At 60.8% G+C, this 12,722-nt stretch carries 12 protein-coding genes and 1 pseudogene; 7 read left to right on the forward strand and 6 right to left on the reverse strand.

Going from position 1 to position 12,722, the window contains the following annotated elements; genetic code table 11:
- Positions 1-331: 331 nt before the first annotated feature.
- Positions 332-1,951, reverse strand: coding sequence for an FMN-binding glutamate synthase family protein (locus tag WA225_RS09605; RefSeq protein ID WP_422607758.1), 1,620 nt, complete (start codon positions 1,949-1,951; stop codon positions 332-334).
- 71 nt (positions 1,952-2,022) lie between these two features.
- Positions 2,023-2,823: a response regulator transcription factor gene (locus WA225_RS09610; protein WP_422607759.1), complete on the reverse strand. Its 801-nt coding sequence runs from the start codon at positions 2,821-2,823 to the stop codon at positions 2,023-2,025.
- Between the two features lie 126 nt (positions 2,824-2,949).
- Between WA225_RS09610 and WA225_RS09615 the strand changes: the two genes are divergently transcribed.
- The 5 genes and pseudogenes from WA225_RS09615 to WA225_RS09635 all read left to right on the forward strand — a co-directional run bounded on the left by WA225_RS09615 (position 2,950) and on the right by WA225_RS09635 (position 5,846).
- Entirely contained in the window at positions 2,950-3,771 is an 822-nt protein-coding gene (locus tag WA225_RS09615) for a carbon-nitrogen hydrolase family protein (protein ID WP_422607760.1), read from the forward strand.
- A gap of 280 nt (positions 3,772-4,051) precedes the next feature.
- A pseudogene (locus tag WA225_RS09620) lies at positions 4,052-4,173 on the forward strand (hypothetical protein); the annotation flags it as partial.
- A gap of 76 nt (positions 4,174-4,249) precedes the next feature.
- On the forward strand, positions 4,250-4,684 hold the full coding sequence (locus WA225_RS09625; protein ID WP_422607761.1) for an NUDIX hydrolase: 435 nt from the start codon (positions 4,250-4,252) through the stop codon (positions 4,682-4,684).
- A gap of 23 nt (positions 4,685-4,707) precedes the next feature.
- Positions 4,708-5,346, forward strand: coding sequence for a LysE family translocator (locus WA225_RS09630; protein ID WP_422607762.1), 639 nt, complete (start codon positions 4,708-4,710; stop codon positions 5,344-5,346).
- Positions 5,347-5,348: 2 nt separating this feature from the next.
- The gene (locus WA225_RS09635; protein ID WP_422607763.1) at positions 5,349-5,846 is read left to right on the forward strand and encodes a GNAT family N-acetyltransferase; all 498 of its coding nucleotides are present in this window, start codon (positions 5,349-5,351) and stop codon (positions 5,844-5,846) included.
- A 28-nt stretch (positions 5,847-5,874) separates the two neighbouring features.
- Here the strand turns inward: WA225_RS09635 and metR are convergent, their stop codons facing one another.
- Positions 5,875-6,792: a transcriptional regulator MetR gene (gene metR / locus WA225_RS09640; RefSeq protein ID WP_422607764.1), complete on the reverse strand. Its 918-nt coding sequence runs from the start codon at positions 6,790-6,792 to the stop codon at positions 5,875-5,877.
- A 204-nt stretch (positions 6,793-6,996) separates the two neighbouring features.
- On the opposite strand from metR, the gene WA225_RS09645 reads away from it, so the two are divergent.
- Both WA225_RS09645 and WA225_RS09650 read left to right on the forward strand, forming a co-directional pair.
- A complete protein-coding gene (locus WA225_RS09645) occupies positions 6,997-8,031 on the forward strand; it encodes an alpha/beta fold hydrolase (protein WP_422607765.1) in 1,035 nt (344 codons plus the stop codon).
- Between the two features lie 169 nt (positions 8,032-8,200).
- Positions 8,201-8,866 (forward strand): DsbA family oxidoreductase, encoded by a 666-nt coding sequence (locus WA225_RS09650; protein ID WP_422607766.1) that lies wholly within the window; start codon positions 8,201-8,203, stop codon positions 8,864-8,866.
- A 214-nt stretch (positions 8,867-9,080) separates the two neighbouring features.
- Here the strand turns inward: WA225_RS09650 and WA225_RS09655 are convergent, their stop codons facing one another.
- The 3 genes from WA225_RS09655 to WA225_RS09665 are packed head-to-tail and all read right to left on the reverse strand — an operon-like array spanning position 9,081 to position 12,642.
- Complete coding sequence (locus WA225_RS09655) at positions 9,081-9,410, reverse strand: GlpM family protein (RefSeq protein ID WP_422608204.1); 330 nt, start codon at positions 9,408-9,410, stop codon at positions 9,081-9,083.
- Between the two features lie 8 nt (positions 9,411-9,418).
- On the reverse strand, positions 9,419-10,744 hold the full coding sequence (locus WA225_RS09660; RefSeq protein WP_422607767.1) for a sigma-54-dependent transcriptional regulator: 1,326 nt from the start codon (positions 10,742-10,744) through the stop codon (positions 9,419-9,421).
- Positions 10,741-12,642 (reverse strand): sensor histidine kinase, encoded by a 1,902-nt coding sequence (locus WA225_RS09665; RefSeq protein ID WP_422607768.1) that lies wholly within the window; start codon positions 12,640-12,642, stop codon positions 10,741-10,743. Before WA225_RS09665 ends, WA225_RS09660 begins: the two co-directional genes overlap by 4 nt.
- Between the last annotated feature and the right edge of the window lie 80 nt (positions 12,643-12,722).

The raw sequence follows: 12,722 nt of genomic DNA on the forward strand, positions 1-12,722 counted from the left end.
AAGACGTGCTGGTCATGATTTCAACGTCAGCGAGTTTGATCCCGCCGATATCGACCGTGGGTCCATCAGTCGCAGCCGCGTTGAAAATCTCTGCGCCGTCGAACTGCCCGATCCGGATGAACTGATCACGCTTCAGGTCGTCGCCTGAACTTTTGGCGACACCGAACATTGCAGCGCCATGCGCTGCAAGCTACGGATCGTTCGGCGCGTTGCTGCTCTGCGCGCTGGCGGGCTGTGTGCGTTTGGCGCGGCCTCAGTACAGACGCGAAGGTGTGTTGGCGACCAAAGCTGAAGCGTCAATCCGTTGTACAGACTGACGCTTCGCTCAGGTTCAGGCCGCCGCCACTTCGTGCGGCTCGAAACTGTCCGCCCGCGCCATCTGCCACATCCGCGAGTAAAACTCGCCGTTCACTTCGCCGGTGAGCAACTCCCCCGGTTTCAAAAACACATGCAACTGCGAGAACAACTTGATCTCGGTTGCCGACATGCGCCGCACCAGATGCTTGGCCGACAGTTGCGATGGATGCTCAAGACCCGCAGCGGCCAGCATTTCCGCCAGCGCCTTCAACGTGTTGCGGTGGAAGTTGAACACGCGCTGCGCCTTGTCCGGCACCACCAGTGCGCGTTGGCGCAAAGCGTCCTGCGTGGCCACGCCGGTCGGGCATTTGTTGGTGTGGCAGCTTTGCGACTGGATGCAGCCGATGGCGAACATGAAGCCGCGTGCGGAGTTGGCCCAGTCGGCGCCGATGGCCAGCACGCTGGCGATGTCGAAGGCGCTGACGATCTTGCCGCTGGCGCCGAGTTTGATCTTGTCGCGCAGGTTCAGGCCGACCAAGGTGTTGTGCACGAACAGCAGGCCTTCGCGCATCGGCACGCCGATGTGATCGGTGAACTCGACCGGTGCGGCGCCGGTGCCACCTTCCTTGCCGTCGACGACGATGAAGTCCGGAAGGATGCCGGTTTCCAGCATGGCTTTGGCGATGCCCATGAATTCCCACGGATGGCCTAGGCAGAACTTGAAGCCCACGGGTTTGCCACCGGACAGCTCACGCAGTTGCTGGATGAATTGCATCATTTCGATCGGCGTGGAAAACGCGCTGTGGCGTGACGGCGACACGCAGTCTTCGCCCATCAGGATCCCACGGGTTTCAGCGATTTCCCTGGTGACTTTGTGCTTGGGCAGGATGCCGCCGTGGCCGGGTTTCGCACCTTGGCTCATCTTGATTTCGATCATCCGCACTTGCGGGTTCTGCGCCTGGGTGGCGAAGCGTTCCGGGTCGAAACGGCCGTCGCTGGTGCGGCAGCCGAAGTAGCCGCTGCCCAGTTCCCAGGTCAGGTCGCCGCCGTGTTCGCGATGATACGGGCTGATGCTGCCTTCACCGGTGTCGTGGGCGAAGTTGCCGAGTTTCGCGCCCTGGTTCAATGCACGAATGGCGTTGGCGCTGAGCGAGCCGAAGCTCATCGCCGAGATGTTGAACACCGACGCCGAGTACGGCTGCGAGCACTGCGGGCCACCGACGGTGACGCGGAAACTGCTCGGGTCGCTCAGCGGTGCCGGGCGCATCGAGTGGCCGATGAATTCGAAACCGGATTGATAGACGTCGATCAGCGTGCCGAACGGTTTGTCGGCGGTTTCGTTTTTCGCTCGCGAGTACACCAGCGAACGCTGGGCGCGGGAGAAGGGCAGGGCGTCGCTGTCGGACTCCAGCAGGTATTGGCGGATTTCCGGGCGGATACCTTCGACCAGATAACGGATGTTGCCGAGAATCGGGTAGTTACGCCGCACCGCGTGCGGGCTCTGCAGCAGGTCGAACAGACCGATCAGGCTCAGCACGCCGGTGACGGCGGTGATCGGCCACAGCCAGTCATGTTCGAGGAAAGGCAGGCTGGCGAGGGTGGAAATCACGCAGACGGCAAAGAAGGCGTAGCGGCTCAGGAGTGACAGGCTCATACGGTTTCCTTGGTTCGGACTCGGAATAAATCAGCGCCGCAGTTCCTTGTGGGAGCGTAAATCGCGCTGTTTCAGGCGTTTTGTGCCTGAAGAAAAATCGAAAACAGCTCGGACTGGGCTTTGATCCCCAGCTTGCTGTACATGTGTTTCTTATGGACTTTCACGGTTTCTACGGAGATTTCCAGCTTACGGGCGATTTCTTTACTGGAGCAACCGCTGAGCATCAAACGTCCGACATCCAGTTCCCGGGCCGTCAGTTGTGCGCCCTTGAGTTGTTGCACCGACGCCTCCAGTTGTACGCGCCAATCGGCTTGTGCGGGGGTGACGGCGAGGGCCACGGTTTCGTTGATTTCATAGGGCAGGCGCTGGCGCAACAGGCCGAGGACCCACGGCTGGATCAGCGACAGCAGGGCGATCTGCTCGTTGGTGAAACGCTGCTTGCTGCCCAGCGACAGGCACAGCGTACGGTCGCTTTCGAGCTGACAATTGAACTGGATTTCGTCGGCGACGACATTCAGACGAAAGTATCGCTGGTAATACTCGGTCAGCTCGAAATGTTCCGGCGCCACCTCCGAGAGGCGATACAAACCGGTGCGCGATTGCTCACGGCAGGCGATGTAGAACGGGTCGAGCCGGTACAGACCGCGCAGATAATCCTGGAACAGTTGGTCGGGGCTGCCGTCTTCGCCGGGGCATTCGGCAAAGACCTGCGGGTGTTGATCGGCGCTGAACAGCAACGCCACCCAGCTATCGAACGGCACGTACTGATCGAGCAAGCGCACCAGTTGCGCCCAGAAATTCGGCTTGTCGAGCGCGTCGATCAGTTGCCCGACGGCGCGGTGCCAGGTGATGTCGTCAAACGAAAGTGTCATCGATCTACCCCTATCGGGTTACCCCGGCCGCGTGATTCCCTGGCCGGCCGCTTGCTGCGCATACTGGCCCACAGACAGCCACCGGGCAATCTTTGCGCGCCCGCCGCTCATCACAAGGGAATCTCCATGAAAGTCGAACTCGCCCAACTGGCGGGCCGTGACAATGCCACGGCATACAACCTCGAACGCGCACTCGCAGCGATTGCCGCGTGTGCGCCCGACACGCAATTGATCGTGTTCCCGGAAACTCACCTGATGGGCTTCCCGACTGCCGAAACCGTGACGCAAAGCGCTGAGCCGCTGGACGGTCCGACCGTCAGCGCAGTGCTCGCCGCCGCGCGCGAACGCGACATCGCCGTGGTGATCGGCATGGCCGAGAACGACAACGGCCGCTTCTACAACACCACACTGCTGATCACTCCTGAGGGCATCGCCCTGAAATACCGCAAGACGCATTTGTGGGCGTCGGACCGCGGCGTGTTCGAGGCCGGTGACCGTTACGCCACGTGCGAGTGGCACGGTGTGCGCGTCGGCTTGTTGATCTGCTACGACATCGAATTTCCAGAGTCCGCCCGTGCCCTGGCGCAACTGGGGGTGGAATTGCTCATCGTCACCAACGGCAACATGGACCCGTACGCGCCGACCCACCGCACCGCGATCATGGCCCGCGCCCAGGAGAATCAGGCGTTTGCGCTGATGGTCAACCGCGTCGAGGCGGGGGATGACGGCTTGATGTTTGCCGGTGGCAGCGCATTGGTCGATCCGCTGGGCTCGCTGTTGTTCGAGGCCGGGCGCGAGGAAGGGACGTTCAGCGTTGAGCTGGATTTCGCTCAATTGCAGATTGCGCGCAAGGATTACCGCTATCTGGATGATCAGCGTTTGAAGTTGCCGGGGGAGGTGGTGGAGCGCAGCGATGGTGTTCGCGAATTGTTGATTCCACGCCGTTGACCGCTGCCCTCACCCTAACCCTCTCCCGGGGGGAGAGGGGACTGACCGAGTCGAATTCAGGTTTTGAAACTGCGAATTCAAGTCCAGCTGAGGATCTGAAACCCATGGAGATCGGCTCCCTTTCCCCCTCGCCCCCCTGGGGGAGAGGGCTGGGGTGAGGGGGAAAAGATTTCAAGTCGAACATAAAACTCAAATAACACCAGAACAATAAAACCAACCCGAAAACATTCGCCGAACCCGGCTCTGCCATAAATCCAATAAAATTCGGAGTAAGTCGCCCATGGCTCGTTTGCAACGCACCCTTTCATTAGGGTCGGTGGTGCTGTTCGGCGTCGCCTGGTCGCCGGTTCCGCCTACAGCTACGTGCGCAAGGCGATCAGCCCGAAACTCGGCTTCATCGCCGATTGTCTTCGGCAGTGACGCGACGTCGATGAGCGTGGGATCCTAGTGGCTTTTCAGCCAAGGCCTGATCCGAACCATGACGCTCATCTCCGCCGCTTCGCCCCGCATTATTCGCATCGCCGCCGCCCTGTTGATCGGCGCCGACGGCCACACCCTGCTGGTGCGCAAGCGCGGTACCACGGCGTTCATGCAACCGGGTGGCAAGATCGAAGCGCACGAGTTGCCGGTGCACGCGCTGGCGCGTGAGCTGGAGGAGGAGCTGGGCTTGCAGATCGATCCGGCGCAAGCGACGTTCCTCGGCCAGTTTTCCGCCCCCGCGGCCAACGAGCCGGGATTCGTTGTGCAAGCAGAGATCTTCCAACTGACCATCGACGCTGAGGTCACGCCGGCCGCGGAAATCGAAGAGGTGATCTGGGTCGATCCTGCCACTGATCCTGCCGTCGAGCTGGCGCCATTGACACGTGACCTGATCCTGCCGTTTTATCGCCAATCATTGACGGCCATCGCCTGATCATCCTCGCCAAGGACTTTGCCATGATCCCGCTTCAAGACTTGCTGATCTTCGCCGCTGCAGCCTTGCTGATGGTGCTGACACCGGGGCCGAACATGATCTACCTGATCTCGCGTTCGATCTGTCAGGGGCGCAAGGCCGGGGTTATCTCGTTGCTGGGTGTGGTCGCGGGCTTCTTTGTGCATATGTTTGCCGCAGCGGCCGGTTTGACCGCGGTGTTCCTCGCGGTGCCGATGGCCTATGAAGTCTTGAAGTGGGCCGGTGCGTTGTACCTGCTGTGGCTGGCCTGGCAAGCGGTCAAGCCCGGCGCACGCTCGCCGTTCGAGGCACAGCAATTACCGCCGGACTCGTCGCGCAAACTGATCACCATGGGTTTCCTTACCAGCGCCTTGAACCCGAAAATCGCGGTGTTCTACCTCTCGGTGTTTCCGCAGTTCATCAGCCCCGAACACGGTTCCGTATTCACTCAAAGCATCCTCCTTGGCCTGACGCAGATCAGCGTCAGTTTCAGCGTCAACCTGCTGATCGCGCTGTTCGCAGCGGGCATCGCGTCGTGGTTCGTGCGTAACCCGACGTGGCTGGCGATGCAGCGTTACTTCATGGGCTTTGTTCTCGGCGGACTCGCTGTGCGGCTGATGCTCGAGCAACGCAGGACGGCTTGACCATGTGGATCGAACGTCTGAATGCCAGCCACGCCCTGGCTTACCGCGAGCTGATGCTTGAAGCCTACGACCGGCATCCGCAAGCCTTCACTTCCAGTGTGCGTGAGCGCGCGGTGATGCCGCTGAGCTGGTGGGAAGCGCGCCTGACCAGCAAACTCGACGTCGTTCTCGGCGCGTTCGAAGCCGGCACATTGGCCGGCATCGTCGGCCTGGCGTTCGAGCCGCGCGAGAAGGCCCGACACAAAGCCACGTTGTTTGGCATGTACGTCTCGGCGGATTTTCGTCAGCACGGTTTGGGGTATGAACTGGTTCAAGCGGCGCTTGCCGAGGCGCAGCATCATCCGGCGCTCAAGGTCGTTCAATTGACCGTTACTGCCGGCAATGACGCGGCGTTCAAACTCTACGAGCGTTGCGGCTTTATCCAGTTTGGCCTCGAACCGCTGGCAGTGCGGGTGGACGAAGATTATTTCGACAAGATCCACATGTGGCGCGAGATCTGAAATCCCACAGAGTCGCGCTGTACTTGAGTCAGCGAACCGCGCTGACACCATCCAGTGTCGAGAACGAAGTGTCCTTGGCCGTCAGCAGGAAATCGCGCATGTACGGCGCATCCAGCATGTCGGCGCGAATCGCCGCGTACAGCGTCGCAAACAAACCTTTCTCACCGAGACGCTTGGCCTTCACGTAACCGCGCGAGCTGTATTCATGCAGCGCCCAGTGCGGCATGCCACACACGCCGCGACCGCTGGCGACCAATTGCATCATCATCACCGACAGTTCCGAGGTGCGCACCTGCGCCGGTTCAATGTCGGCCGGTTCGAGGAAGCGCGTGAAGATGTCGAGGCGATCACGCTCCACCGGATAAGTGATCAGCGTCTCCGTCAGCAAGTCTTCCGGCACGATGTACGGCTTGCTCGCCAAGGCATGCTGATTGGCCACCGCGAGCATGGCTTCGTAGGTAAACAGCGGCACATAAGTGATGCCGGCGATTTCCAGTGGATCGGACGTCACCACCAGATCCAGATCGCCACGGGCCAGCGCCGGCAGCGGTGCAAACGAGAAGCCCGAGGCCAGGTCGAGTTCGACTTCCGGCCAGGCATCGCGGAACTGGTCGATGGTCGGCATCAGCCACTGAAAGCAACTGTGGCATTCGATGGCCATGTGCAGACGCCCGGCGGTGCCCCCGGCGAGTCGGCTGATATCCCGTTCTGCCGCGCGCAACAGTGGCAGCGTGGCGTCGGCCAGTTGCAGCAGGCGCAAACCGGCACTGGTGAAACGCACCGGTTTGGTCTTGCGCACAAACAACTGCATGCCCATGCGCTCTTCCAGTTCCTTGAACTGGTGGGACAGCGCCGACTGCGTCAGGTGCAGGCGATCAGCCGCATCGACGAGGCTGTCGGCCTCACGCAGGGCATGCAGGGTTTTCAAATGACGGATCTCAAGCACCAGTGGCTCCATGAACAAAATTTGTCGATCAAGCGATGGTGGTGAGTTTGTCTCATGTTGATGAGGCTGTCGACTGCAACTGATTGCGCATGAGTGCTGACCGTTCAGCACTCTTCATCAAACTGTCACGCAACTGTGGCAGCGCGCTTGAACAAACTTCATCAGACTCGCGCTCTACTGGGGTTCTGCGTTTCGGTGTTTTTCATGTACAAGGTGTTTTTATCTGTCGCGGCCATGTTGGCCGCGCTTTTGTTCGGTGGGCCGTCAATGGCGGCGGCGCGTTGCGATGTCAACGTGCCGACTGAACACGTCGATCTGCAACAAGTCAGCATTGCTTATCAGAGTATTGGTCGCGCGTCGGACCCGGCGTTGTTGCTGGTGATGGGGCTGGGCGGGCAGTTGATTCACTGGCCCGACGAAGTGGTCGTGGCGCTGTGTCAGCAAGGCTTTCGGGTGATTCGTTATGACAATCGCGACGTCGGTCTGTCGACCTGGCGCCAGGCCCCGCTTGAGGCCAATCTGACCTTTGAAGTGCTGCGCTACAAACTTGGCCTGCCGGTGGCGGCGCCGTACAGCCTGACCGACATGGCCGACGATGCGCTGGGCCTGATGGATGCGTTGCACGTCGAACAATTTCATGTGCTGGGCGCGAGCATGGGCGGCATGATCGCCCAGCACCTGGCGGCGATGGCCCCGCAACGCGTCGAAAGCCTGACGCTGATCATGACCAGTTCCGGCGCCGAAGGTTTGCCGGCGCCGAGTGCGGCGCTGGTGCAGTTGTTGTCCCGCCGCGGTGCGCCGAATCGGCAGGTGGCGCTGGAGCAGCAGGCAGACCTGCTGGCGGCGCTGGGCAGCCCGGCGGTCATCGATGATCGGCAGGCACTGTTGCAACAGGCCGCAGCGTCCTACGACCGCGCGTTCAATCCTGAAGGCGTGAAGCGCCAGATCATGGCGATTCTCGCCGAGCCGAGCCGGGTCGCGTTGCTCAATCAGTTACGCGTGCCGACGCTGGTGGTGCATGGCACGGCCGATCCGTTGTTGCCGGTGATGCATGGTGTGCATCTGGCGGCACACATTCGTGGCAGTCAGTTGAAGCTGATTCCCGGATTGGCCCATCGTTTTCAGGAGGCGTTCAAAGAACCGTTGCTGGCGGCGGTGTTGCCGTATTTGCAGGCGCATCGTGAAGACACGTCGCATTGGGCGCAGATTGAGCCGGTGGTGGGTGGGAATCTGCTGTAACCGAAAGCGTTGTGGTGTTGGTGATGGCCCCTTCGCGAGCAAGCTCGCTCCCACAGGGGAACGCATTCCAAATGTGGGAGCGAGCTTGCTCGCGAAGGGGTCACCACAAAATCCGGGGCAGGTGTATCGTGCAAACTTTCCCGGACGATTTCCCCTCGCGAGGTGTGTGATGAGTTCCGCTTTGAAAATCGATTTTGTCAGCGACGTCTCCTGCCCGTGGTGCGTCGTCGGTCTGTATGGCTTGTTGCAGGCGCTGGAAGTCCTGCGCAATGAAGTGCAGGCCGAGATCCGTTTTCAGCCGTTCGAGCTGAATCCGAAGATGGCCGCCGAAGGGCAGAACATCGCCGAGCACATCCACGAAAAATATGGCTCGACCCCTGAGCAATCGCAAAAAAATCGTGAAGCCATCCGCGCCCGCGGTGCCGAACTCGGTTTCGCGTTTCGCACTGATGGCAATAGCCGTATCTACAACACTTTCGATGCGCACCGCTTGTTGTATTGGGCCGGGCTTGAAGGTGTGCAGTTGCCGTTGAAAGAGGCACTGTTCAAGGCGTATTTCAGCGATGGCGGCAACCCGTCGGATCATGCGCAATTGCTGCAGATTGCTGAGCGTGTCGGCCTGGATCGGCAGCGCGCGGGGGCGATTCTGGCATCAGATGAATTCGCCGATGAGGTGCGTGAAGAAGAGCAGGTGTGGCTGCAACGCGGGGTGAGTTCGGTGCCGACGGTGGTGTTCAACGGGCAGTACGCGGTGACGGGCGGGCAACCGGTGGAGACGTTTGTCGGGGCGATTCGGCAGATTATGGCGGAGTCAAAAGGTGGCACCGTCAGCTGAAGATCAAAAGCCCCTCACCCTAACCCTCTCCCGGAGGGAGAGGGGACTGATTGGGGGATGCTGGAGTTGTACACCGACCTAAACGTGCTGCACCTAATCCATAATCGACTCGGTTTTTCAGGTCGATGTAACTTGAACGACACCTCGGTCGGCCCCCTCTCCCTACGGGCGGTCCGACGTTTCGGGAGGGCTGGGGTGAGGGTAGATCTTGATCTTAGCTGTGCAGGCGCACCCAAACGCTGACCAATACGGTTGCCGCTATCAACCACGCCACCGCCGCAACGGCCAATGACGCTTCAAGCCGCATCCGGTCAACCATCACATACAACGTCGCCAGATACACAAAATATGGAATGATCGACCACATCCCGAACACGATCGTGGTCTTCAAATCGTCAACCGAACGCCCCTTGCCGACGATGTAATGCGCAATCAGCGCGAACGTCGGAAACAGCGGCACCAATCCTGCGATGTAATAGTTTTTGGTCTTCGACAACGCCGCAAGGATCAACACCACCGCAGCGCCGATCGCCGCTTTCAGAATCAGATCCATCAGTGGCTCAACCCATACTTTTTGACTTTGTCGAACAGCGTGGTCTTGGCCATGCCCAGTTCCAGGCTGGCCTGCGTCAGGTTACCGCCGCTGCGTTGCAGGGCGTCGCTGAGCAGGTTGCGCTCGAACGCTTCCACCGCTTCGGCGAATGCCAGGCCTTGGCCGCTGCTGGCGCCGGATTTCTTGAACGCCGGCAAACCGAGGGCGAAGCGTTCGGCGACGTTGCGCAGTTCGCGTACGTTGCCTGGCCAGTCGTGGCTCATCAGGTTCGACAGGGTCTGATTGTCCAGTTCCGGCAGCGCACGGTCGAAGCGCAGCGCCGATTGCTGGGTGAAATGTTCGAACAGTTGCAGGATGTCCTCGCGGCGCTCGCGCAGTGGCGGCAGTTCCAGCGTCACCACGTTGAGGCGGTAGTACAAGTCGCTGCGGAACTCGCCGGCCTTGCTCGCTTCGTCGAGATCGGATTTGGTGGCCGCAATCACCCGGCAATCGACCGCCACGCTCTGATTCGAACCAAGGCGTTCGAGGGTGCGCTCCTGCAACACGCGCAGCAGTTTGATCTGCAATGGCAGCGGCATGCTTTCCACTTCGTCGAGGAACAACGTGCCGCCGTCGGCGTGTTCAATCTTGCCGATCCGGCGTTTGCCGGCGCCGGTGAAGGCGTTGGCCTCGTGGCCGAAGATTTCACTTTCGAAAAGGTTTTCCGGCAGACCGCCGCAGTTCAGCGCGACGAACTGCTTGCTGTGGCGGCGACTGAAATCGTGCAGGCAACGCGCGACCAGTTCCTTGCCGGTGCCGGTTTCGCCTTCGATCAACACGTTGGCCGAGGTGTCGGCGACGTTGGCGATCAGTTCTCGCAGGTTCTGCATCGCCGGCGAGCGCCCGATGATTCGCCCCTCAAGGGAGTCGCGCTCGGCCAGTTGCCGGCGCAGCGATGAGACTTCACGGGCGAGGCTGCGTTGTTCCAGCGCACGCCGTGCGACATCGACCAGACGCTCCGGCGAGAACGGTTTTTCCATGAAGTCATAGGCGCCTTTCTGCATCGCGCCAACGGCCATGGAAATGTCGCCGTGCCCGGTGATCAGCACCACCGGCAGGCTGCGATCGCGTTGTTTCAGGCGGGTCAGCAGTTCCAGACCGTCGATGCCCGGCAGGCGAATGTCACTGATGACGATGCCGGCAAAGTTGTCGCCGACCTTCTCCAGCGCTTCTTCGGCACTGCCGACGCCGACGCAGGGAATGTCTTCAAGGGTCAGCGCCTGCTGGCAGCCGAGCAGGACATGGGGGTCGTCTTCGACGATCAGCACACTAAGGTCGTGGTTCATATTGGCTCGGCAGGAGTAGGGCTTACCAACGGTAAACTGAGGACGAAGGTGGTGCCACCGCTGGCCGGGTGTTCGACACCCAGATGCCCGCCGGTGGCCGCCGCGAGGCTGGCGGAAAGGGTCAGGCCGAGGCCCAGGCCTTGCTCGCCGGGCTTGGTGGTGAAAAACGGTTCGAACAAATGCTTGCGTGCTTCGGCGTCGATACCGTGGCCGTTGTCGCGCACGCGCAGGCGATATTTGCCGTTGAACTCTTCACCTTCCAGCCACAGCTCGGGTTGCGGTTGCGCCTGCATGGCGTCGAGGGCGTTGCCGATCAGGTTGACCAGTATCTGTTCGAGACGGGTCTGGTCGATCTGCACCTGCACATCAATGAACTGCCGATGAATGTTGAGCGCCGAACTCTCCAGGCGTGCACCCAGCAACTGCAGTGCTGCCTCCACGGCTTTGCCGAGACTGGCCTGGCCCTGATTGTCACCGCGTCGGGCGAACGAGCGCAGGCTGGCGGTGATGCGGCCCATGCGGTCGATCAAATCGTTGATGGTCTTGAGGTTGGTGCTGGCGACATCGAGCTGACCGCGCTCAAGGAACCGCACGGTGTTGCCCGACAGCGTGCGCATCGCCGCCAGCGGCTGGTTCAATTCGTGGGCGATGCTGGTCGACATCTGGCCGATGGCGGCAAGTTTACCGGCCTGCACCAGTTCGTCCTGCGCGCGGCGCAAGGTTTCTTCAGCCTGACGCCGTTCGCGGATCTGGCTCTTCAGGCGTTCATTGCTGGCGCGCAGGTCGCTGGTGCGTTCGGTAATCCGACGCTCCAGTTGATTGTTGGCTTCCTGCAAGGCTTCGCGGGCGGCGAGACGGGTGGCGATGACCTTGCGGCGCTCGTTCCAGGCGATCAGCAGAAAGGCGACCAAGGCAAACGCTACGGCGACCAGAATGCCTTGGTTGATCGCTTCGCGCCGCAGATCCTGCAAAGGTGTGAGCAGGGTGAAATTCCACGGCGTGTCGCTCAACGGGCGGGTCTGCGCCAGGTAGCTGATGTCGTCCTCGCCGGACTGCACTTCGCTGTTGGCCGGGAAGGTGAGTTTCTCCACGCCTTCGGACAGGGTTTCGCGGGCCAGCGGTTGCAGTTCGTTGAGCGGGAACCAGTAGTACTGCAGGCTGCGGGCGAGTTTTTCCTTGGTTTCTTCACTCAGCGGAATGACCGCTTTCAGGCGGCGGGCCGGATCGCTGGAAAGAATGATGATGCCGTTTTCATCGCTGACAAAGGCTTCCAGGCGCGCGCGCTGCCAACGTTCTTCCATGGCTTCGAGACGCACTTTGACCACGGCGACGCCGATGATCTTGCCATGCTCTTCAAGACCGTGAGCAAGGTAATAACCGGGCTCGCCGTTGGTGCTGCCGATGCCGTAGAAACGCCCGGGCTCGCCACGCACGGCTTTCTGGAAATAGGCGCGGAAGGACAGGTCTTCACCCAGATAGCTGTCGACATCGCGCCAGTTACTGGTGGCCATCACGCGGCCGGTGGTGTCCATGACGTAGATGGCCCGACTGCGGCTGCGCCGGTTCAGGCCTTCAAGGTAAGCATTGACCGTTTGCCGGTGTTCCGGGGTCGGGTCGGCCAGCAACTGCGGCACACTCGTTTCGAGTTCCAGCAGACTGGGCAGGTAGGTGTATTTGCTGATTTCGCTTTCGACCGCGCGGGCGTGCAGTTCCAGCTGACGCTGACCGTTCTCGCCGAGGCTGCGGATGCCGAAATGTTCACTGATCCAGAAGCCGGCAAAACCCAATCCGATCATCAGCGCGATGATCAGTGGCGGCAGGAACAAATGACGGATCAGACGGGGTTTCACGGCAAGTGATGGCGGCGCGGCGCGATAGAGATTGGGGTCGCATTTCATCACAGATGCCTTGGGTCAACCACAACACTTGCAGGCTCACCGCTGTCCCGGTGGGAGCGAGCTTGCTCGCGAAGAGGCCG

The organism is Pseudomonas sp. (assembly GCF_049300855.1).
GTDB lineage: Bacteria > Pseudomonadota > Gammaproteobacteria > Pseudomonadales > Pseudomonadaceae > Aquipseudomonas.